General features: G+C 73.4%; 20 protein-coding genes and 1 pseudogene. 11 read left to right on the plus strand and 10 right to left on the minus strand.

Translation table 11 applies throughout. From position 1 onward, the window contains the following. Window positions 1–25 precede the first annotated feature (25 nt). Window positions 26–874, minus strand: coding sequence for an NmrA family NAD(P)-binding protein (locus ACWD4U_RS16070; RefSeq protein WP_363454254.1), 849 nt, complete (start codon window positions 872–874; stop codon window positions 26–28). 87 nt (window positions 875–961) lie between these two features. Between ACWD4U_RS16070 and ACWD4U_RS16075 the strand changes: the two genes are divergently transcribed. Together ACWD4U_RS16075 and ACWD4U_RS16080 are read left to right on the plus strand one after the other, a co-directional pair. Next, on the plus strand, window positions 962–1675 hold the full coding sequence (locus tag ACWD4U_RS16075) for a TetR/AcrR family transcriptional regulator (RefSeq protein WP_363454256.1): 714 nt from the start codon (window positions 962–964) through the stop codon (window positions 1673–1675). A gap of 134 nt (window positions 1676–1809) precedes the next feature. After that, window positions 1810–2220 carry a hypothetical protein gene (locus tag ACWD4U_RS16080; protein WP_363454258.1) on the plus strand — a complete coding sequence of 137 codons (411 nt, stop codon included), beginning with the start codon at window positions 1810–1812 and terminating at the stop codon, window positions 2218–2220. 21 nt (window positions 2221–2241) lie between these two features. On the opposite strand, the gene ACWD4U_RS16085 is transcribed toward ACWD4U_RS16080, so the two are convergent. The 5 genes and pseudogenes from ACWD4U_RS16085 to ACWD4U_RS16105 form a co-directional block, all read right to left on the minus strand. Further along, entirely contained in the window at window positions 2242–4077 is a 1836-nt protein-coding gene (locus ACWD4U_RS16085) for a glycoside hydrolase family 15 protein (RefSeq protein ID WP_363454260.1), read from the minus strand. Window positions 4078–4187: 110 nt separating this feature from the next. Next, window positions 4188–4466, minus strand: a complete 279-nt coding sequence (locus ACWD4U_RS16090) for a zinc-binding dehydrogenase (RefSeq protein WP_363454262.1) — start codon at window positions 4464–4466, stop codon at window positions 4188–4190. 175 nt (window positions 4467–4641) lie between these two features. Beyond that, window positions 4642–4848 (minus strand): annotated as a pseudogene (locus tag ACWD4U_RS16095) (NADP-dependent oxidoreductase); the annotation flags it as partial. 42 nt (window positions 4849–4890) lie between these two features. Further along, a complete protein-coding gene (locus ACWD4U_RS16100; RefSeq protein WP_363454264.1) occupies window positions 4891–5319 on the minus strand; it encodes a nitroreductase family deazaflavin-dependent oxidoreductase in 429 nt (142 codons plus the stop codon). Between the two features lie 38 nt (window positions 5320–5357). Next, on the minus strand, window positions 5358–5933 hold the full coding sequence (locus ACWD4U_RS16105) for an NADPH-dependent FMN reductase (RefSeq protein ID WP_363454266.1): 576 nt from the start codon (window positions 5931–5933) through the stop codon (window positions 5358–5360). A 112-nt stretch (window positions 5934–6045) separates the two neighbouring features. Here ACWD4U_RS16105 and ACWD4U_RS16110 point away from each other — a divergent pair, with 112 nt between their 5' ends. From ACWD4U_RS16110 to ACWD4U_RS16140, 7 genes are all read left to right on the plus strand, one after another. Continuing rightward, window positions 6046–6588, plus strand: coding sequence for a MarR family winged helix-turn-helix transcriptional regulator (locus ACWD4U_RS16110; RefSeq protein WP_363454268.1), 543 nt, complete (start codon window positions 6046–6048; stop codon window positions 6586–6588). Between the two features lie 121 nt (window positions 6589–6709). Beyond that, window positions 6710–7120, plus strand: a complete 411-nt coding sequence (locus tag ACWD4U_RS16115; RefSeq protein ID WP_363454270.1) for an SseB family protein — start codon at window positions 6710–6712, stop codon at window positions 7118–7120. Further along, window positions 7110–7742 (plus strand): hypothetical protein, encoded by a 633-nt coding sequence (locus tag ACWD4U_RS16120; protein ID WP_363454272.1) that lies wholly within the window; start codon window positions 7110–7112, stop codon window positions 7740–7742. The genes ACWD4U_RS16115 and ACWD4U_RS16120 overlap by 11 nt, the downstream gene beginning before the upstream one ends. 1 nt (window position 7743) lies before the next feature. Further along, a complete protein-coding gene (locus ACWD4U_RS16125) occupies window positions 7744–12549 on the plus strand; it encodes a putative T7SS-secreted protein (RefSeq protein ID WP_363454274.1) in 4806 nt (1601 codons plus the stop codon). Beyond that, a complete protein-coding gene (locus ACWD4U_RS16130) occupies window positions 12530–13033 on the plus strand; it encodes an Imm50 family immunity protein (RefSeq protein ID WP_363454276.1) in 504 nt (167 codons plus the stop codon). The genes ACWD4U_RS16125 and ACWD4U_RS16130 overlap by 20 nt, the downstream gene beginning before the upstream one ends. Then, window positions 13020–13424: an Imm50 family immunity protein gene (locus ACWD4U_RS16135; protein WP_363454278.1), complete on the plus strand. Its 405-nt coding sequence runs from the start codon at window positions 13020–13022 to the stop codon at window positions 13422–13424. The genes ACWD4U_RS16130 and ACWD4U_RS16135 overlap by 14 nt, the downstream gene beginning before the upstream one ends. A gap of 64 nt (window positions 13425–13488) precedes the next feature. Beyond that, window positions 13489–14115, plus strand: coding sequence for a class I SAM-dependent methyltransferase (locus ACWD4U_RS16140; protein ID WP_363454280.1), 627 nt, complete (start codon window positions 13489–13491; stop codon window positions 14113–14115). A gap of 54 nt (window positions 14116–14169) precedes the next feature. Here the strand turns inward: ACWD4U_RS16140 and ACWD4U_RS16145 are convergent, their stop codons facing one another. Further along, a complete protein-coding gene (locus ACWD4U_RS16145; RefSeq protein ID WP_363454282.1) occupies window positions 14170–16476 on the minus strand; it encodes an FUSC family protein in 2307 nt (768 codons plus the stop codon). A 238-nt stretch (window positions 16477–16714) separates the two neighbouring features. On the opposite strand from ACWD4U_RS16145, the gene ACWD4U_RS16150 reads away from it, so the two are divergent. Next, on the plus strand, window positions 16715–17995 hold the full coding sequence (locus ACWD4U_RS16150; protein WP_449787206.1) for a chitosanase: 1281 nt from the start codon (window positions 16715–16717) through the stop codon (window positions 17993–17995). Window positions 17996–18061: 66 nt separating this feature from the next. On the opposite strand, the gene ACWD4U_RS16155 is transcribed toward ACWD4U_RS16150, so the two are convergent. Together ACWD4U_RS16155 and ACWD4U_RS16160 are read right to left on the minus strand one after the other, a co-directional pair. Further along, window positions 18062–18739 (minus strand): Type 1 glutamine amidotransferase-like domain-containing protein, encoded by a 678-nt coding sequence (locus ACWD4U_RS16155; RefSeq protein WP_363454284.1) that lies wholly within the window; start codon window positions 18737–18739, stop codon window positions 18062–18064. A gap of 98 nt (window positions 18740–18837) precedes the next feature. Beyond that, on the minus strand, window positions 18838–19404 hold the full coding sequence (locus ACWD4U_RS16160) for a winged helix-turn-helix transcriptional regulator (RefSeq protein ID WP_363454286.1): 567 nt from the start codon (window positions 19402–19404) through the stop codon (window positions 18838–18840). A 153-nt stretch (window positions 19405–19557) separates the two neighbouring features. Here ACWD4U_RS16160 and ACWD4U_RS16165 point away from each other — a divergent pair, with 153 nt between their 5' ends. Next, window positions 19558–20889 (plus strand): MFS transporter, encoded by a 1332-nt coding sequence (locus tag ACWD4U_RS16165; protein WP_363454288.1) that lies wholly within the window; start codon window positions 19558–19560, stop codon window positions 20887–20889. 39 nt (window positions 20890–20928) lie between these two features. Here the strand turns inward: ACWD4U_RS16165 and ACWD4U_RS16170 are convergent, their stop codons facing one another. After that, on the minus strand, window positions 20929–21633 hold the full coding sequence (locus tag ACWD4U_RS16170; protein WP_363454290.1) for a TetR/AcrR family transcriptional regulator: 705 nt from the start codon (window positions 21631–21633) through the stop codon (window positions 20929–20931). Window positions 21634–21648: the final 15 nt, after the last annotated feature.

Genomic DNA, 21648 nt, shown 5'->3' on the forward strand with positions numbered 1-21648 from the left:
CCGGCGCGGGGCCCGGCCGCTCTGGTCAGGAGGCGGCGAGCAACTCGCTGACGGTGCGCGGTTCGCGGCCGAGGAGCGTGCCGAGCAGCGGGTCGACACCGGCGAAGTAGCCCTGTGCGGCGGCCTGGTAGATGCCGAGGGTGAAGCGTGCCATGAACTCCTGCGTGCCCCGGGCGGTCTGGGCCGCGACCCACTCCTCGGGGTCGACGGTGACGCACTCCACCGTGCGGCCGCTGAGCTCGGAGGCGAGGGCGGCGACCTGCTGGAACGTCGGCGCCGCGCCTGCGGTGAGGGTCGTCGGGCCGTCGTGCGCGCCGTCGGAGGCGATCACCGCGGCGGCGGCCTCGGCGGCGTCCTCGCGCGCGGTCCACGACACCGGGCCGTCGGCGGGGACGGTGATGATGCCGGTCTCGCGCCATGGGCCGGCCAGCCAGGCGAGGCTGTGCGCGTAGAAGCCGTTGCGCAGGGAGGTCCAGGCGACGCCGGAATCGGCGAGCAGCTGTTCGGTCGCGGCGTGGGTGCGCGCGGGGCCGAAGGCGCTGCCGGGGTGGGCGCCCTGGTGGCTGGTGTAGAGGATGCGGCCGACGCCCGCGGCGGCGGCCGCGTCGATCGCGGTGCGGTGCAGGGCGACGGCGTCGGCGCCGGGGTCGCTGGCGGAGACCAGCAGCAGCTGGTCGGCGCCCTCGAAGGCGCGGGGGAGGGAGGCCGGGTCGGCGTAGTCGCCGTGGCGCACCTGTATGCCGAGGTCGGCGAACCGCCGGGCCTTGGCGGTGTCCCGGACGGCGACGGCGAGGTCGGCGGCGGGGACGCGTTCGAGGAGATGGTCGACGGTGGCGCCGTTGAGCGCGCCGGTGGCACCGGTGATGACGATCATGGTTCGCTCCCAGGTGTTATCGGTGATTCTCTCGTCACGTTAACAGTGAAACTCCATCGATAACAAACATGAGATACCGTTGGAAACGTGAACGATCCCGATCCCCGACCCCCGCAGACCTCGCGTGACGCCGTGCGCTCCCGACTGGTCGAGGTCGCCGCCCACCTACTCGCCACCGAAGGCCCCGACGCGGTCACCACCCGCTCCGTGGCACTCGCCGCAGGCGTCCAGGCGCCCACCATCTACCGCCTGTTCGGCGACAAGGACGGGCTGCTCAACGCCGTGACGGAACACGGCCTCACCAGCTACCTGGCGCAGAAGCACCCGGTCGACGCCGACGACGACCCGGTGCAGGGCCTGCGCACCGGATGGGAGCTGCACATCGGCTTCGGCCTCGCCAACCCGGCGCTGTTCCGGCTGATGAACACCAGGGTGCCGACCGCAGAAGGACGCTCCGCCGCCGAAGCCGGTGAGCAAATCCTGCGCCAGCGGGTGCACCGCGTCGCCCGCGCCGGACGCCTCCGCGTCCCCGAGCACCGCGCCGTCGACCTCGTGCACGCCGCAGGCACCGGCGTCGTCCTCACTCTGATCGACCAGCCCGAGGACCGCCGCGACACCGCCCTCGCGGACCTGGCCTGGGACGCACTCTGCGCCGCCGTCCTCACCGACCCCTGCGCCGCACCCCCCGGTCCGGCCGCCGCCGCCGTGACCCTGCACGCCGCGCTGCCCACCCTCACCATGCTCACCCCGCACGAACGCGCCCTGCTCGGCGACTGGCTGCACCGCATCGCCACCACCTGACACGCCGTCACCGGCCCGGTGCGGCTCGGTGCCGTGCCCATCCGGATCGGCGCGGGCTCCGAAGGAGATGGCGGGACCACACTCGGGGCGCGGTTCGTGGATGACATGATCGCGAGCGGGGAACAGGGAGTCGTGTGGAGATCACCGGGAGTAGCAGCGGGCGGGCGTGGGAGCCGTGGCCGGAACTGATGGCCGGTCACCGTCCCGTTCTCGTGGCCCCGTCGGACCCGGCACGTCCCGCGCACGCCGGGGAGGGATGGGGCGGTGACAACGCGCTGCCCCAGCTGCGGGAGGACTGGTCCGCGGCGTACGACGGCACCCGCTTGACCGTCCACCGGCTCGGCCGCGCCGCCTGGTACGACGGACCGCTCTCGGCCGGCCGCGAATGGGCGCGCGCCCTGCGCTCGCACCGCACCCTGCTGCTGCTCACCGGACCGTTCACCAGCCCGTTCGACTTCCCCGCCGCCGCTGCCGAAGGCCGCCTGCTGCTGCTCGCCGTCCCCGCCCGCGTGGTCGACGCCCACCAGCACCCGCCCGCGGCCTGAGGCGGCCGTGGTGATGCCGCGTCAGCCCAGGGCGCGGTCGAGGTTGAAGGCGGCGCTGATCAGGGAGAGGTGGGTGAAGGCCTGGGGGAAGTTGCCCAGTTGCTCGCCGGTCGGGCCGATCTCCTCCGCGAACAGGCCGAGGTGGTTGGCGTAGGTGAGCATCTTCTCGAAGGCGAGCCTGGCCTCCTCCAACCGGCCCGCCCGGGCCAGCGCCTCCACGTACCAGAAGGAGCAGATCGAGAAGGTGCCCTCGGGGCCGTGCAGGCCGTCCGGGCTGGTGGCGGGGTCGTAGCGGTACACCAGCGAGTCGGAGACCAGGTCGGTGGAGAGCGCGTCCAGGGTGGAGAGCCACTTGGGGTCGGTGGGCGAGATGAACTTGGCCATCGGCATCATCAGCAGCGAGGCGTCCAGCACGTGGCCGTCCAGCCCCTGGACGAACGCGCCCCGCCGGTCCGACCAGCCGCGCCGCATGATCTGCCGGTAGATCGCGTCCCGGGACGCCCGCCAGCGGGGCAGGTCCGCCGGCAGGCCGCGGTGGTTCGCCATGCGTATCGCGCGTTCCAGCGCCACCCAGCACATCAGCCGCGAGTACACGAAGTCCCGGCGGCCCGCCCTGGTCTCCCACACCCCCTCGTCGGGCTGGTCCCAGTGCTCGCAGAGCCAGTCGGCCACCCCGCCGACCTCGTCCCAGCGGTCACTGCTGATCGGCTGCCCCCACTTGTCGTAGAGGTAGACGGAGTCGATCAGCGCACCGTAGATGTCCAGTTGGAGCTGGCCGGTGGCGGCGTTGCCCACCCGGACCGGTGCGGAGCCGAGGTAGCCCTCCAGGTGCGGCAGTTCGCGTTCGGGCAGGTCGGTGCGCCCGTCGATGCCGTACATGATCTGCAGCGGACCGCTCTCCGCCGAGCCCCGCAGGATGCCCCGCTCGTCGAGGAACCCCATGAACGCCTCGGCCTCCGAGGTGAACCCCAGGCGCAGCATGGCGTAGACGCAGAAGGCGGCGTCCCGCACCCAGACGTAGCGGTAGTCCCAGTTGCGCTCGCCGCCGACCTGCTCGGGCAGGCTGGTGGTCGGTGCGGCGATGATCGCGCCGGTCGGCACATAGGTGAGCAGCTTCAGCACCAGCGCGGAGCGGTTCACCATCTCCCGCCACCGCCCGTGGTAGCGCGAGCGGGCCAGCCAGTGGCGCCAGAACCGGACGGTCGCCTCGGCCTGCTCCTGCGCCTCGGCCCGCGGGCAGGACCGGAGCGGGACGTCGTCGCCGATCTGGTCGAGCGCGAACACGTGGGACTCGCCCTCGAGGAGCTTGAAGTGCGACCGGACGTCCGGTCCGTCGCCCTCCAGCGGTGCGGTGGCGGTCAGGGCGAGCGTCAGCGACGGGGAGCGGAACACCGCCCGGTCGCCCTCGAGGTGCATGGTGTGCGTCTCGGCGCCGTACCCGAAGCGCGGGGCGATCCGCGCCCGGAAGGGGAGGGTCCCGCGGACGCAGACCACCCGCCGGATCAGCCGGTGCCGGGCCGCCTCGCGGGACTCGTCGACCACCGGCATGAAGTCCTGGATCTCCGCCACCCCGTCCGCGGCGAAGAACCGCGTGATCAGCACGTTCGTGTCGGGGAAGTAGAACTGCCTGGTGCGGGTCGGGACCTCGGCAGCCAGCTCGAACGACCCGCCCCGGTCTGCGTCCAGGATGGAGCCGAAGACGCTCGGCGCATCGAAGCGCGGGCAGCAGTACCAGTCGATGGTGCCGTTCGTGCCGACCAGGGCGGCGGTCCGAAGATCGCCGATCAGGCCGTGCTCGGCGATGGGCAGGTAGCGGCAGCTGTCCGCCTGCTCGAAACCAGTCAGGTCGAACGCCATGTCGGCTCCCTGCCGCTGCGGTTCGGGTCTGGAGATCAAGCCTTTTTCATGCTAGTACGCCAGTCGTAATCCGCTATGGAGGCTGGTCGGCGGCCTGGCGGCGGGGACTCCTACGGCCTGAGGACGATCTTGCCGTGGGTGTGGCGGCGTTCGAGCTCGGTGTAGGCCTCGCGGACCCGGGCCAGCGGGTAGACGTTCGCGATCGGCAGGTCCAGCCGTCCGTCGGCGATCAGGCCGGCGAGTTCGGTGAGCACCTTGGCGCCCGGCCCGGCCGCGACCCCTCCGTCGGTCTTCACTCCGTGCTTCTCGGCGGCCGTGAAATCGGCGATGGTGTCGATCCGATCGGTCGCGACGCCGAGGGCGAGGGCCAGTTCGACAGGCCGTGACACCGACGACGTACAGGCTGCCCGCCACCTCCCACGAGACCCCGTCCGGCTTGCGCGTCAGGTCCCCGGCCTCGACCAGGACCAACTCGGCCTGGGAGGACCGCCTCTGGGAGAACCCGATCACTCCGTCGCCGGGCGAGAACCCGCCGACCCCGGGGCCGACCTCCTCGACGACCCCGGCGAGGTCGCTGCCCTGACCGGACGGGAACGTCGACGGGAACAGCTGCGCCACCGCCCCCGTGCGGATGGCCGCCTCACTCGGGTTGATGCCGGCCGCCTTCACGCGTACGAGCAGCTGCCCGTCCCCGGGCGCCGGGCGCTCCACCTCGTCGACCCGCAGCACGTCGATCCCGCCGAACCCGTCGTACCTGACGGCCTTGGGCATGATCGCTCTCCTTCGACTCGCTGGAGCCGGCCGGGGCGTGGGCTACGCCCGCCGGAGTTCGAGCACCGGAATGACGCGGATTCCGGCGGTCCGGCGCTCGTAGTCGGCGAAGCCGGGGTAACGCCGCGCCTGCTCGGCGTAGACGCGGTCGCGTTCGGCGCCGACCACTTCGCGGACGGTCACCCGGTAGGTCGCGGTGCCGCGTTCGACGCTGCCCGCGCCGGCGGCGGTCAGGTTGCGGTACCAGTCCGGGTCGGTGGGGGCTCCGCCCTTGCTCGCGAAGACGTAGACGGTGTCCGGCTCGGCGTCGTGCGGGAGGTACATCATCGGGGTGACGCGCTCCTGCCCGCTCTTGCGCCCGCGGTGGTGGACGAGGACCAGCGGGGCGCCCTCGAAGGCCCCGCCGACCCTGCCCTCGTTCGCGCGGAACTCCGCGATGGTCTTCGCGTTCCAGTCGGCTGCGTCGCTCATGTCGGGCTCCTGTCGTTCACGATCGGGACGGGTGGAGGTCAGGCGGCGACGGGCGCGGCCGTGCGCAGCGGTGCGAGCGCGGCGCTCCAGGCGATGACCTGGTCGAGCATCGTGTTCAGGGCGGCCAGGTTGTACTCGCCGGGCTTGAAGACGCGGTAGTTCTCGAACTCGGTGACCATCGACAGTGCGACCTGCTGGCGCACGTCGGCCATCTGCAGTTCGGCGGCGACCATGCGCAGGTGCTCGACGGACCGGACGCCGCCGACCCCGCCGTAGGACACGAAGCCGACCGCCTTGTTGTTCCACTCCGCGTAGAGGAAGTCGAGGGCGTTCTTCAGCACGCCGGGGATGCCGTGGTTGTACTCGGGAGTCACGATGACGAACCCGTCGAACGGGGCGATCGTGGCTGCCCACTGCCTGGTGTGCTCGTGCTGGTACCGGCCGAAGGACGGCGGCAGCGGCTCGTCGAGGAGCGGCAGGGGGTGGTCGCGGAGGTCGACGAGTTCGAACTCGGCGTCGTCGCGGCGCGAGGCGATGTCGAGCACCCACTTCGCCACCTGTTCGCCGTTGCGGTTGGGGCGGGTGCTGCCGAGGATGATGCCGATCTTGACCATGACGTTTGCCTTCTCACCTGCGGCGCTTCGTCTGCGGAAGTGCGCTGTCCGATAGATCACATGCTGGCCAGATGATCTGTCCAACAACGGATCGGCGGGTACAATTCCGGTTATGAGCACGGAGAGTCCGACCACGCCGACCACGCCGACCACGCTGGCCGACGGCGCCGACTTCGCCGGGGACTTCGGTCTCTCCCTCCTCGTCCTGATCCGCGCCTACCGGACCGTCGTCGCGTCGGCCCTCGACGGCATCCCGCAGGGGGCCCGCGGCTACCAGACGCTCGCCGCCGCCGTTCGCGGGGACCAGCACAACCAGCTCGCCCTGGCCGCGTACCTGGGGATCGACCGCACGGTGATGACCTACCTGATCGACGAACTCGTCGCGGCCGGCCTGGTCGAGCGCCGGCTCACCCCCGCCGACCGGCGCCAACGCAAGATCGTCGCCACCGCCCAGGGCGTACGGACCCTGCAGGACCTGCAGCGGCGGGTACGGGAAGCCGAGGACCGGCTCCTGGCCGCGCTCGACGAGAACGAGCGCCAGGCGTTCCGAACCCTGCTGGGCCGAATCGCCTGCGACGTCCGGGACATGGACCTGAGCGATGCCCCGTGCGACGACACGTCCGACTCGTGCGACCTCGCCGAACCGGAGTCCTAGCTCGCCGGGTTGAGGGTGCGTCAGCCCGCACAGGGGCGGGACACCCGAGGTGTTTTCGGTGCCGGCGGCCCCCGGGTCGGCTACCCTCTGGCCGACGGTCGTCGTACCTCCTGGGGATGGCATGGTCGCTGTGGAACTGGCCGCGCGTGCGGCCGAGTTGGGGACGGACCGGTACGACCCGGCCGCGCTGCTGGGGGAGTTCCGGCGCAGTGCCGTGCTGGTGCCGGTGACCGGTGAGGGCGGGTGGTGGGCGGCCGACGCCGGTGGGATCCGGTGGATCCACGCCTTCTCGGGCGAGGAGGCGTTCTCCCGGTTCGCGGTGGAGCGGGACGGCCGCGCCGGGGTGGAGTGGTCGTACGTCTCGGTGTACGGGGCGCGGCTGCTGGACGTGGCGGTGCCCGCCGCGCCGGTACCGACCGGGGTGGTGCTGGACGTCGCCGGGCCCGCACCGGCGTTCTTCCCTCCGGTGCGGGGGATCGTGCCGGACGCGGCGGCGCTGGCCGGTGCGGGGGCGGACGACGGTGACCGATAGCTATGCGGTGGACCCGGCGGCGCTGAAGCTGGCCGCGGACGGCATCAACCAGGCGATCACGGAGCTGAAGACGCTGGGGATCGACGAGTCCGCCGAGGTGGGCCGGGGATTCTCGAACGTCGACCTGACCGCCCTGCAGGTCGGGCACGGCGGTCTGCACGGCGCGTTCTCCGGCTTCGCCGAGCGCTGGGCGTGGGGCGTGCGCTCCCTGGTCCAGGACGGCAACGAGATCGCGGTGCGGCTCGGCCTGTCGGCCGGGCTGTACCACGACCAGGAGCAGTACGTGTCGGGCACGCTCAAGGACGTGGTGAACGCCGCGATGGGCAACCCGGACCTGACGCAGGAACAGGTCGAGGCGCAGTCCTGGGGGAAGACGCTGTCCGACAACCCGTACACGCAGCTCCGGGACGCCGACTACTCGGCCCAGTCCGCGGCCGAGGCCGCCGACCACATGAAGCAGAGCTGGCAGGCGGAGGGCCGCGACCTGATGGACGGTCCGATGGGGATCAACCGGCAGGCGAACGAGGCGCTGGGCCTGGGGGACGCGTACGACCAGGCGCAGACCGACCTGTTCGGCACCCGGCCGGTGCCGCGGCAGCGGAGTGACGGCGGGGAGGGCTGAGGTGGGCTTCGGTGACTTCCTCGACAGCGTCGGCGACAGCCTGGAGAGCGGCTTCGACACGGTCAAGGCCGGCGTGGGCTCGGTCCTCGACGCGGAGGCCCACCTGGTCGGTGACGGCCTGGACCTGGTGGGTCTGCACGGCGCCGCGCACGCGGTCGACTCGTTCGGGGACAGCGTCGCGGACTCGCTGGGCGCGCAGATCGGCGAGGCGCAGCTCGGCGAGTCCGAGGACCCCGAGGACCTGGTGCACGGCGACGTGGGGGCGATCGGCACGTCGGTCGGACACCTGCGGAAGTTCTCGGCGGCGTTCGAGTCGACCGGCGAGGGCCTGACCCGGCTGGACCACGACCACTGGCAGGGGCAGGCGGCCGACGCGTTCCGGGCGAAGTTCGCGCCGCACCCCAAGCTGTGGCTGACGGCGGCGGACGCCTGCCGGACGGCCGCGGACGCGCTGGAGCAGTACGCGCAGACCGTGCAGTGGGCGCAGCAGCAGGCCCAGCAGGCCGTCGACGCGTACCGGGCGGCGAAGCAGGCGTCCGAACAGGCCAGGGACGCGTACAACCAGGACGTCGACCGGTACAACCGTCAGGCGCGGGCCTGGAACGAAGAGGCCGGGGCCGGGAACGACCCGGGTCCCGCGCCGACCAGGCCGGCCGCATTCAGCGACCCGGGCGAGGCCGGGCTGAAGGAGGCTCAGGAACTGCTGCGGACCGCCCGGCAGCAGCGGGACTCCGCGGGCGAGGCCGCGAAGGCCGCGGTGGACGCGGCGACCGCGACCGCGCCGGCCGAGCCGAGCTTCCTCGAACGGATGGGCAAGGACCTGTCGGACGCGTTCCAGGGGTCGATGGTCGGTCAGCTGCACCTGGCCGGCGGCATCGTCAAGGGCGCGGCGGACATCGTGAAGTTCGCCCGCGGGCTGAACTCGATGGACCCGTACAACACGACCCACCCCGCCCAGTACGCCGACCACGTGTCGACCACGGCCGTGGGTCTGCTGCACGCCGCGAACCACCCGACCGAGCTGCTGTCGGCGGTGGTCGGCTCGGGGTGGGGCTCGGACCCGTTCGAGGCGGGCGGCAAGCTGATCACCAACCTGGCGTTCGGCGCGGTGACCGGCGGTGGCGGCGAGGCGGCCGCGGTCGCCGAGCGGGCCGGGCTCACCGTCGCCGAGGACGCCGCGGAGAACGCCGCCCGCAACGTCGCCGAGGACGCCGGGCAGAACGCCGCGCGCAACGCCGCAGAGGAGACCGCGGAGAACGCCGCCCGGCAGGACGCCTCGGTGGCCGCCCGGGACGCGGCGGAGGACGCGCCGAAGGAGGCCCGCGCCCCGGAGGAGGTCAAGACCTGCGGCGACCCGGTCGACGTGGCCACCGGGCAGATGGTCCTCCGGCACACCGACCTCTCGCTGGCCGGCTCGCTCCCGCTGCTGTTCGAGCGCGCCCACACCTCCGCCCACCGCTCCGGCCGCTGGCTCGGACCGAGCTGGGCGAGCAGCCTGGACGAGCGGCTGGTGATCGACGCCGAGGGCGTGCTGCTGCTGCGCGCGGACTGCGGACTGCTGTCCTACCCGCACCCGGTGCCCGGCGTGCCGACCATGCCGGTGGCGGGCACCACACGCTGGCCGCTGGCCCGCGACGCCGAGGGCGCGTACACCGTGGTGGATCCGCGGGCCGGGCTGACCCGGACGTACCTGCCGGAGCCCGAGGACCCCTCGATCGCGCTGCTGACCGAGGTCCGCGACCGCAACGGCCGCTGGATCGCCTACGACTACGACGACGCGGGCGCCCCGGTGGCGATCCGCCACCACGCCGGACACCGGGTCGAGGTCGACGTCGCGGACGGCCGGATCACCGCGCTGCGCCTCGCCGACGCGGGGCCCGACGGCGCCGAGATCGTCCGCTTCGCCTACACCGACGGCCATCTGACGGGCGTTCGGAACTCCTCCGGCCTCGCTCAGCGCTTCGCCTACGACCAGCGGGGCCGGATCACCGCCTGGCTGGACCGCAACGACCGGCGCTACGACTACGCCTACGACCACCTCGACCGCTGCACCGACCAGGGTGCGCCCGGCGGCGAGCTGCGCTACCACTACGACTACGCGCCGCGCGACCCCGCGACCGGCCACCGGACCACGGCCGCCACCGACTCGCTCGGCCACACCACGCGGTACCTGGTGGACGAGCAGAGCCGGGTGGTGGCCGAGACCGACCCGCTGGGCCACACCACCCGGTACGCGTTCGACCGCCACGGCCGCCCGGCGACCGTCACCGACCCGATGGGCCGGGTCACCGCCTACACGTACGACGAACGCGGCAACGTCACCACCGTGATCCGGCCCGACGGGGCGCAGATCCTGGCGGTCCACAACGAGCTGGACCTCCCGACCGTGGTGGTGGACGCCGACGGCTCCACCTGGCGGCACAGCTACGACGAGCGCGGCAACATGACGGTCTCGGTCGACCCGGAGGGCGGGACGACCCGGTACGCGTACGACGGGCTCGGGCACCTGGTGGCAGTGACCGACCCGCTCGGCGCGGTCACCCGGGTGGTGCGCGACGAGGCGGGCCGGCTGCTCCGGGTCACCGATCCGCTCGGCGCGAGCGTCAGTTACACCCGGGACGCCTTCGGCCGCGCGGTCGCCAGCGAGGACCCGGTGGGCGGGGTGACCCGCTACCGGTGGACGGTGGAGGGCCGCCTCGCCGAGCGGGTGACACCGGCCGGGGGCCGCGAGCAGTGGCGCTACGACGGCGAGGGCAACGTCGTCGAGCACGTCGGCGCGGCGGGCGGGGTGACCCGCTTCGCCTACTCCCACTTCGACCAGCTCGCCGCGCGCACCGGCCCGGAGGGCTCCCGGGTGGAGTTCGGGTACGACACCGAGCTGCGGCTGGTCCGGGTGACCAACGCCGAGGGGCTGACCTGGGACTACGTCCGGGACGCGGCGGGCCGGGTGGTCTCCGAGTCGGACTTCAACGGGCGGACGCTCGCCTACCGGCGCGACGCCTGCGGGCGGGTGACGGTCCGCACCGACGGGGCCGGCGGAACCGTTCGCTACGAGCACGACGCACTGTCGCGGGTCGTCCGCAGGCTGGTGGACGGCGCCGCCACCGGCTTCGAGTGGGACCGGGCGGGCCGGATGGTCCGCGCGGTCGGACCCGACGTGGAGCTGACCCGCGAGTACGACCGGCTGGGCCGGATCACCGCCGAGGTCTGCGACGGCCGGCGGATCGAGAGCGCCTACGACGGCGCGGGCCGCCGGGTCCGCCGGGTCACGCCCTCCGGCGTGGCGAGCCACTGGCAGTACGACGCGGCGGGCAACCGCACCGCGCTCAGCTCCCTCGGCGGCCGGATCGACTTCGGCTACGACCGGGCGGGCCGGGAGACCGAACGGACGCCGGGGCCGGACCGGCGGGTGACCGTCGCCAGCCGCTGGGACGCCGACCACCGGCTCGCCTGGCGCGGCCTGCTGCGCGCGCAGGACCCGGCCGAGCCGGTGCCCGCGAAGCCCTTCCACGGGCGGAGCTACACCTACCGCCCGGACGGCCTGCTCACCGCCGTCGACGACCACCTGTCGGGCCGTCAGGACATCGCGCTGGACCTCGACGGCCGGATCACCGCGGTGACCGGCCAGGAGTGGAGCGAGCGGTACGTCTACGACACCGCGGGACCGATCGCCGAGGCCCACTGGCCCGAGTCGGCCGGCACCGAGGGCACCACGGGCACCCGCGCGTACGCGGGCACCCGGGTCGTCCGGGCCGGGCGGGTCCGCTACGAGTACGACGCCCAGGGCCGGATCACCCTGCGGCAGAAGACCCGGCTGTCGAAGAAGCCCGACACCTGGCGGTTCAGCTGGGACGCCGAGGACCGGCTGACCGGCGTGGTCACACCGGACGGCGCGTCCTGGGCGTACCGCTACGACCCGCTGGGCCGCCGGGTGGCCAAACTCCGGCTGGAGGCCGACGGCTCCATCGCGGAGGAGACGCGCTTCACCTGGGACGGGTTCAACCTGGCCGAGCAGCGCAGCCGGGAGGCCGGCTCCCCGGACCTCCACGTGCTCACCTGGCAGCACAAGGGCACCCACCCGGTCGCGCAGATCGAGCAGGTGGTCCGTGGCGGTGGGCCGGCTGCCGTCGACCAGGCCGCCGTCGACCACCGGTTCTTCGCCATCGTCACCGACCTGGTCGGGGCCCCGACCGAGCTGCTGGACGCGTCCGGTGCGATCGCCTGGCGCAGCCGCCGGACGGCCTGGGGGTCGACCACCTGGCCGCGGAAGAGCGCGACCTACACCCCGCTGCGCTTCCCCGGGCAGTACTTCGACCCCGAGACCCGGCTGCACTACAACGTCCACCGCTACTACGACCCGGAGTCCGGGCGGTACGCCTCGGCGGACCCGCTGGGCGCCGCGCCCGGCCCGGACAACTACGCGTACGTCGCCAACCCGACCGGCTGGATCGACCCGCTCGGCCTCACGCCCTGCCGGGAGGCCGCCAAGCAGCAGGCGCTGCGCGACGCCGGGGTCCCCGAGGGTGCGGAGCCGCTGGAGGAACGGCTGGTGCCCGCGACCACGCCGCGCGGCAAGCAGATCCTGGACGCCAACCACCAGCCGGTGTACTTCAAGGAGGAGGTCTACCTCAACGCCGACGACGAGCTCGTGGTGTTCCAGGACCACCACACCGGCCACCTCTACGGTGAGGGCGGCGTGGGCGACCAGCCCCCGCACGTCCACGTCCGCCCGTTCGACGACCCCCGCAACGGACAGATGCCGCCCCCGGCACAGGAGCACTACTACTATGACCCCGACCTGGGTTGACGCCCTGCGCAACCCCGAACAGCTGCTCGCGCTGTTCCGCTACCCGCCCGCCGACGAGCCGCTGCGGCTGCACTCCTGCCACCTCAACCGGCGGGGACCGGCCGTGACCCTGCGGCTGTCCACGCTGCGCTTCGTCGACGTCCCGCCCGCCGAGTGGCGGGCGGAGGAGGGGCTGGACGTCTTCGAGTTCCAGCTCCGCTTCCTCGACGTGGCGCAGGTCGCGATCACCGGCGGGCGGCTGCCGGTGGAGTGCCGGATCTCGCTGGCCGAACGTCCGGAGAACCGCTTCGCCGTGGTGGTGGAAGGGCCGGGCGTCCGGCTGGAGTTCAGCGCCAACCGGGAGCTCGCCATCGGCCACCTGAACGCCCACGCCTCGGCCGCCGGCCCGTACGGCACACCGCGCCGCCACCTCGGCAAGGTCGACGCGATCCGTTATCCGCAGACGCCGGACACCTGGGAGAAGACCTACTTTGAACGGCTCTGACTGGACCTCGCTGCTGCGCAACGGCGACGTGCTCCGCGGGCTGTTCGACCCGGTGCCGGCGCTGGAGTCGCTCGACCTGTTCTCGCTCCTGGTGGACGAGCGCGAGCACGGCCTGACCCTCGGGTTCGAGTCGCCCGGCCTGCCGGCGCAGGCCCCGCGACCCTGGGTCGAGCAGGGGCTGAACACCGTGGAGTTCCACCTGGTGTTCACGGGCCTGCGCCACCTGGACATCACCGGCTGGTCGTCCACCGGGATGACCGGCTACCGGTTCGAGCCGGAGGCCCACGGCGGCCTTCACCTGCTGATGACGGGGCCCGACGCGTTGGTGCGGCTGTCGGCCGACTCCTGCCGCGTCGAGGGCGTGCGCGCCTACCGGGCCGGCGGCGTCTAGCACGTTCACCGACCGAGACTGCCGGTCCCGGTGCCAGACTTGGTGGTGAGGGTTGGAGGCCGTGATGGGGTTCTACGCCGAGCAGGTCGTGCCGCGGATCGTCAACGTCGTCTGCGGGATGAAGGAGGCCGAGGAGCTGAGGCGCCGGGTCTGCGAGGGCCTGGAGGGCGAGGTCCTGGAGCTCGGGTTCGGCTCGGGCCTGAACGTGCCGTTCTATCCGGCGGCCGTCACGAGGGTGGACGCGGTCGAGCCCTCCGACGTGGGCTGGAAGCTGGCGGCGAAGCGGCTGGCGGCGACCTCCGTCCACGTGGAGCGCGGGGGGCTGGACGGCCAGGCGCTGCCGTTCGCGGACCACAGCTACGACGCCGCACTGTCGACCTGGACGCTGTGCACCATCCCCGACGCCGGTGCCGCGCTCCACGAGGTGCGGCGCGTCCTCAAGCCGGGCGGGACGCTGCACTTCCTGGAGCACGGCCTGGCCCCGGTCGAGGACGAGAGCGTGCGGCGCTGGCAGCAGCGGCTCGACCCGCTGGAGCAGCGGCTGTTCGCCGGGTGCCACCTGACCCGCCCGATCGTCGACCTGCTGACCGAGGCGGGCTTCGTCGTCACGGACCTGGACGTGTTCTACGAGAAGGGCGCCCCGAAGCCGATGGGCGCGGACTCGCTCGGGATCGCGATGTCACCCGCGTGAGGTGACCCGGGGCCGCGCGGTGCTCGAAGCCCCCGCGGTGCGGCGGGCGGGGCTTCAGTGGTCCGTGTGCGTTCTCGTCGCGGTGGCGAGGCCGGGTTGGAGGCGGCGGGCCACGTCGACGTGGTCGCCGGTCCAGATCAGCCGGATCGCGGCCGCCGTGGGCCTGCCGGTCCGGCCGGTCAGGTCGGTCCGGACGGATTCGACCAGGCGCGCCTCGGCGGCGGGACGGTACGCGACCGGTTCGGGGATCGGCGAGCGCTGCTCCAGGCCGGCCGCGAGGCCCCGGTACCACCCGGTCACCGCGGCGGTGGCACCGATGACCTCCCGGTGGGCGCCGGTGCGCGGGTCCGCCGCCCGCCCCGTCTCCGCGCGCCGCCACAGCGACACCACCGAGTCGGCGGCCAGCCGCAGTCCGACCACCCCGGTCACCAGCGTGGTCATCGCCGCCAACGGCACCCGCTTCGCGCCCCGCTCGGCGAGGTAGCTGCGGAACGCGTCGTCGAGCCGGCGCGCGGCGGCGGCCGCCGCCCGACTGGCCCGCTCGGGATCGTCGCCAGGCTCGGTGGTTCCGGCCGCGCCGGGGCCGAGGGCGTGCCCGACCGCGGCGGACAGGTACCCGGCGCTGGCCGTGTAGGCGTCCGCCAGGGCCCGGTCGATGGCGGCCGAGGCACCCCGGGGCCAGAAGAACAGCGCGACCAGCACGCTCACCGCGCACCCGAGGCCGATGTCCTGGACCCGCAGCAGGACGATGTGCCAGTCCGGGGCCTGGTTGATGTTGAACAGGATCGCCAGGGTGACCGTGAAGGCGGCCTGGCCAGCGGTGAAGGAGATCGCCGCAGGGGCGATCCCCGCCAGCAGGACGGCGAGCGGCAGCAGGAACCACAGGACCGTGCCGTGATGGCCCAGCAGCTGCAGCAAAGCCGCGCCCAGGACCGAGCCGATGACCGTGCCGAGCACCGCCCGCGCCGCGTTCTGCCCGGTGTTGAGGGCGTTCGAGCGCAGCACCGACAGCGTGCCGAGCAGCACCCAGAACGAGTGCTGGGCGCTGGTCACGTTCGCCAGCAGCACGCCGACGCCGAGGCCGACCGCGCCGCGCAGGCTGTTGTGCAGCCAGACGGAGTGCGGCTGCAGGTGGGCCGCCGCCCGCTGCCGTGCCGAGGCGAGCGGCATCGTCACCGCGCCGGGTTCGCGCCCCAGCAGCCGCTCCGGCCAGCTGCGCCGCTCGGCGGAGCCGGCCCGTTCGACGTTGCCCGCGACCTGCAGAACCGCGAACGCGAGTTCCTGGGCGCGGAACGACGGGTCGAGCGCGGCCAGGTACGCGTGGACCTCGGTGAGCGCCAGGCCGTCGGCACCGGTCGGCGGAGGTCCGGCGGGCAGCCGGGTGGTCGCGCCGGCCTCCAGGTCCGCGAGCGCCGCGCGCAGGTCCGCGGCGGCGGCGTGCAGCGGTCCCTGGTCGCCGCGCAGGTCGTCGAGGAGCTCGGCCGTGCGGTCGAGGACGGCCGCGGCCGAGCGGCGCACCGTGCGGGCGGCGGGATCGCAGGCCGGCGGCGTGTCGGTGTACACGGGGCGGTCGGCCAGGATGTCGCACAGCCAGGTGAGTTCGTCGACCAGCCGGACCAGGGCCCGCGAGGTCGTGGACAGCCCGGTCGGACGGTACGGCGTGGCGCCGAAGGCCCGGCGCAGGTCGGTCGCGGCGCGCGCCGTGCGCTCGGCCGCGGCGAGGCACGCGGACCGGTCCGGGGCGCCGCTCCCACCGGCCAGGAGGGCGGCCTCCGTCCGCAGCCGGTCCGAGGCGGCGCGGCACATCCGGGCGGCGGGTCCGCTGAGCGGGTCCGTGCCGGACAGCGGCCACAGCAGCGCGATCGCGGGGAGGGCCGCAGCCGTCGCCAGGCCCGCGCCCGCCAGCCGTTCCGGCAGCTGCGACACCGCCGCCGGCGCACTGACCGGCAGGACGAACGCCAGCAGCAGCGCGGTCGACGCGCCCGCGAGCACCGAGCTGACCACGCCGGAGAAGAGCACCAGGAAGGCGACCGCCATGGTCCCGACGACCGCGGTCCAGGTGTGCTGGGCCGCCAGCGTGCCGAGACAGATCAGCACCGCCCACGCGAGTCCCAGGCCCGCCTGCGCCCGCAGCCGCTCCACCATCGGCCCGCCGAAGTCGACCAGCAGCAGCATCGAGAACGACCCGAAGGCGGCGTAGCTCGCCATCGCCGGAGAGTGGAACACCTGGTTGCACAGCGCGAACAGCGCCGGCATCACCAGTGCCGTCCGGGCCGCCCGCCTGGTCGCCGCCAGCCGTGGGTCGCGAGCGCGCAGCCAGGCCGACACCCGTCCGGGCAGCAGACGCTCCGGCCATCGCACGGCTCAGCGCACCTCCCCTCGGCGGGCGGACACACCTACGAGTCTGAGCACCGTCCCCGATCCCCGCCCGCCGTACCGGCGGAAGGCGATCGCTCCGGTCTCTTTACCCGATGTTGGACGGGGCATTGCGGAGGCCGACCGGCGGGCCCTAGGCTCACCCCGCCATCAGTTAGGAAAGTTTCCTAATGTGAACAGGCATGTGAACCGGCACCCATCCCGTCCCCACACGAGGAGTGGCATGTCCTTCATCGGAACCGCCCGCGGCACCGCGATCGCCGTCGCCGCCGCGGCCACCGGCGGCCTGCTGGCCGCCGCGATCGGCACCACCACGGCGACCGCCGCCAGCACCAACCTCGCGCTGAACCGTCCCGTCACCGTCTCCTCCACCGAGTCCAGCAGCTACGGCGGTGCCAAGGCCGTCGACGGCTCCGGCACCACCCGCTGGGCCAGCACCGAGGGCGTCGACAACCAGTGGATCCGGATCGACCTCGGCACCGCCACCGGCGTCAACCGCGTGGTGCTGAAGTGGGAGGCCGCCTACGCCAAGGCGTACCGGATCGAGCTGTCCGACGACGGCTCCACCTGGCGGCAGATCTACTCGACCGGCACCGGAGACGGCGGCACCGACGACCTCGCGGTCAGCGGCACCGGCCGCTACCTGCGGGTCTACGGAACCCAGCGCGGCACCGCGTACGGCTACTCGCTCTGGGAGGTCGAGGCGTACGGCTCCGGCACCGCCACCCCCAGCCCGTCGCCGACCCCCACGTCCAGCGCCAGCCCGTCGCCCAGCCCCAGTCCGACGTCCTCGCCCTCCACCGGCGTGAACCTGGACGACCCGGCGAAGAAGGAGATCGCGATGAAGCTGGTCTCCAGCGCCGAGAACTCCTCGCTGGACTGGCGTGCCCAGTTCTCCTACATCGAGGACATCAACGACGGCCGCGGCTACACCGCGGGCATCATCGGGTTCTGCTCGGGCACCGGTGACATGCTCGACCTGGTCGAGGCCTACACGGCCAAGAAGCCGGGCAACGTGCTGGCCCCCTACCTGCCCGCGCTGCGCTCGGTCAACGGCACCAGCTCCCACCAGGGTCTGGACCCGGGCTTCCCCGCCGCCTGGCGGCAGGCCGCCACCGACCCGGTCTTCACCCAGACCCAGGAGTCGGAACGCGACCGCGTCTACTTCAACCCGGCCGTCGCCCAGGCGAAGTCGGACGGCCTGCGGGCGCTCGGCCAGTTCGCCTACTACGACGCCGCCGTGATGCACGGCCCCGACGGCCTGGCCGCCATCCGGAAGGCGGCGCTCGCCAAGGCCAAGCCCCCGGCGCAGGGCGGCAACGAGACCACGTACCTGAACGCGTTCCTCGACGCGCGCGAGACCGAGATGCGCAAGGAGGAGGCGCACAGCGACACCACCCGGGTCAGCACCGAGCAGCGGAAGTTCCTCAACGAGGGCAACTTCGACCTGACCCCGCCGCTGTCCTGGAGCGTCTACGGGGAGCCGTACACCCTCAACTCCTGACCTGACGGCACGCCGCTTCCCCGGTCCGCGCACGCGACCGGGGAAGCGGCATGCCGGCGCCCGATGTCATGACGGCAGGTTGAACGGCCGCCAGTTTCCCTCGGAGACGATCTCGACCTCGCCGTCGACCACCATGACGGCGGTCTGGTCGTCGATGGCGTACGCCGGACCCGTGATCTCGGTGGCGGCCCACCGCTCCGCCTCGGCCGTGGTGTTCTCCGGGCAGGCCGGGTGGTCGAGGTGCGGGAAGAGGGAGAAGTCGACGACTCCCAGGGTGCGGTCGTCGCCGGTGGGCGACCTCCAGCCGACGAAGGCCTCCCCGATGCGGGGCGTCAGGACCATGCTCCCGGCGCTGAGTCCGACGTAGACCGTGTCGTGCAGCGACGGGAGGAGGGCGGCGAGTCCGGACTCCCGCATCCAGTGGCCCAGGTACAGCGCGTCCCCGCCGTTCACCAGCAGGACGTCCGCCTCCCGGACCCAGGAGACCCAGCGCTCCTCCTCGATGCTGGGCAGCGCAGTGAGCTCGAGCAGGCCCACCGACTTCCACCCCAGGTCGGTCATGGGGTGCTGCGTCCGCCCGCTGACGAACCGCCACGGACCGGTCGGACCGCCGTGCGGGCCGCCGTACCCGGCGGTGGGGATGCACAGGGCGGTGGCCTCGGCGACGGGCTTGCCCAGGAGCTCGACCAAGGCCGCCAGGATGCTGGGGTTCGTGACCCCGGAGTCGGTCAGCAGAAGCTTCATCGCACCACCGTAGGGCGGGGGTACGACACCGGCGGCGGCCTGCCTCGGCGGGCGTCCGGATCGCGCAGCCGATGGCGAGAGCGGGTCGTGACGGGCCGTCAGTCCTGCGACGTCCCGGAGCCCGCGCCGCTGTCGGGGCCGGGGGCGGGGTCGGCGAGGCCCTGGCGGGTCCAGCCCGGGGAGTGGATCTCCAGGGTGAGGTCCGGGTTGCGCACCTCCGTCCCGCAGGTGCGGCAGGTCCAGGCCGCGTCCAGCGGGTGGTCCGGGTGGTCGGAGTGGTCGGGGTGGTGGCGCAGCACCACCGGGGGCTCGGGCGACAGCCAGCGGTCGCCCCAGGCGAGCAGGGCCTGGGTGACCGGGGCGAGGTCGCGGCCGGCCTCGGTGAGGTGGTACTCGAATCGCGGCGGGCGCTCGCTGTAGGCGCGGCGTTCGACCACCCCGGCTTCCTCCAGGGCGCGCAGCCGGGCGGTGAGCCGGTCGCGCGGGGCTCCGGTGTTGCGGGCGATCCGGTCGAACCGGTGGTTGCCGTAGAAGAGTTCACGCACGGCGAGCAGCGCCCACTTCTCGCCGAGGACCTGCAGCGCGGCCGCGATGGAGCAGGGACGGCCCGGCAGCGCGGCGGCGGAGCGGGCGGCGGTGGGCTTGGCATCGGTGTGCGGGGTCACCCTGCCAGCCTGCCATGGAGGGTTGCGAATTCAAACTCACTGCCGCTAGCGTTCCCGGCCATGGAGACAGTTGGAATATCAAACCCACTAGTCGCGCCGCCCGGTCGGGCCCAGCCCCACCGCCGCGCCGCGTTCCTGGTGGTCGCCGCCGCGGTGTTCGTCTCGAACCTCGACCTGTTCATCGTCAACGTCGCCCTCCCGGCGATGCAGCAGCACTTCCACGGCAGCAGCCTGGCCACCCTGTCCTGGGTCCTGAACGGCTACGCCATCGTCTTCGCCGCGCTGCTGGTCCCCGCCGGACGGCTCGCGGACCGCATCGGCCACCGGACGGTGTTCCTCGCCGGACTGGCCGTCTTCACCACCGCCTCCGCACTCTGCGCGCTCGCCCCGGCCGTCGGCTGGCTCGACGCCGCCCGGGTGGTCCAGGCGGCGGGCGCCGCCGCGCTGATGCCGACCTCACTGGCGCTGCTGCTGGACGCCACGCCGCCGGCCGAGCGGCCCGGCGCCATCCGGGCCTGGGCCTCGATCGGCGGGATCGCCGCCGGGCTCGGGCCGGTCCTCGGCGGGCTGCTGGTCGAAGCAGACTGGCGCTGGGTGTTCATCGTCAACGTCCCGGTCGGCATCGCCGCCATCGCGGTGGGCGCACGCGTCCTGCCCAGGCTGCGCGGCAAGGAGGACGGACCCCTGCCGGACCTGTTCGGCGCGGTCCTGCTCACCGCCGCCATCGCCGCCCTCACCGTGGCCCTGGTCAAGGGCGACGACTGGGGCTGGGTCTCGCTCCGGGTCCTGGGCAGCCTGCTCGCGGGCGCCCTGCTGACCGCCTGGTTCCTCCGCCGCTCGGCGCGCCACCGCGCCCCCATCGTCGAACTCCCGCTGCTGCGCGTGCCCAGCTTCGCCGCCGCCAACACCGCAGCCCTGCTGTTCACCCTCGCTTTCGCCGGCATGCTGCTGACCTCGGTCCTGTGGTGCCAGCAGATCTGGGGGTACTCGGCGCTGCGCACCGGCCTCGCCATCGCCCCCGGACCGCTGCTGGTACCGCCGGTCGCCCTGGGCAGTGCCGCACTGGTGTGCAGGCTCGGCCCCGGACGACTGGCCGCGCTCGGCACCCTGCTGTTCGCGGCGGGCATCGCCTGGTGGGCCACCGCCATCGACGTCCGCCCCGGCTACGCCACCGAACTCCTGCCCGGGATGCTGCTCACCGGCCTGGGCGTCGGACTGACCCTGCCCACCCTCATCGGATCCGCCGCGGCGGCGCTCCCGCCCACGCGCTTCGCCACCGGTTCCGCGATCACCACGATGGCCCGGCAGATCGGTGCGGTGGTGGGCGTCGCGCTGACGGTCAGTCTGATCGGCAGCCCGCACGGGCCGCAGGCCGCGCTGGACGGCTTCCGCCGCGGCTGGACGGCCGTGATCGTGGCGGCATTGCTGGCTTCCGCGGCCGCCCTGGTGCTCGCTGCCGCCCAACGTCGGGCCGCGGCGAAGTAGCACCGTCCCCCTGGGGCCCGCGGGGCTCGGCTGCCTGTCTCAGGACGCGGAGGCGAGCGGGGCGGCTCCGCAGTGGTGGGTGAGGCGGGCGACCAGGTCGCGCCAGCCGGCGGCGAGGTCGTCGGGGGTGCGGCCGCGGCGGGTCAACAGGTCGTGGACGAGGGCCGGGTCCAGCATGCCGAGCAGCGTGTCGGCGAGGAGTTCCAGGTCGCCGTGGACGCCGGCCTGGCGCAGCAGGACGACGACGTGCCGGGCGCGGACGGCGCGCGGTGCGGCGGTGTAGCGGGTCGCGGTGCGCTGGTCGGACTCGAGGTAGACGTCCATGTGGTCCAGCTGGTGGCGCAGCGCCGTCTCGCCGAAGGCGTTCAGCCGGGCGAGCGGGTCGGCTCCCGGTCCGAGCGGCGGCGGGCCGAACATGAAGGCGGCCTGGAACTCGCGTTCGCTGCTGTCCAGCACGGCGTACAGCAGGCCGATCCGGTCGCCGAAGCGGCGGAAGACCGTCCCCTTTCCGACTCCGGCTGCGGCGGCGACCGCATCCATGGTGAGGTGTTCTGCGCCCCGTTCCTGGATCAGTGCGGCGGCCGCCGCGAGCACCTTGGTGCGGTTCCGTGCGGCATCCGCGCGCTCGAACGACTCCTGGTCGCAGAGCGGCAGGACGAGGCCGGCGGCCGGTCCGGCGGCCGGCGTGGGCGGGACCGGTTGACACGGGCCGCAGGGGTCGGACGGGCCGGGGGAGGAGGTCATGGCGCCAAGCCTAGC

This window comes from Kitasatospora sp. NPDC002522, assembly GCF_053595195.1.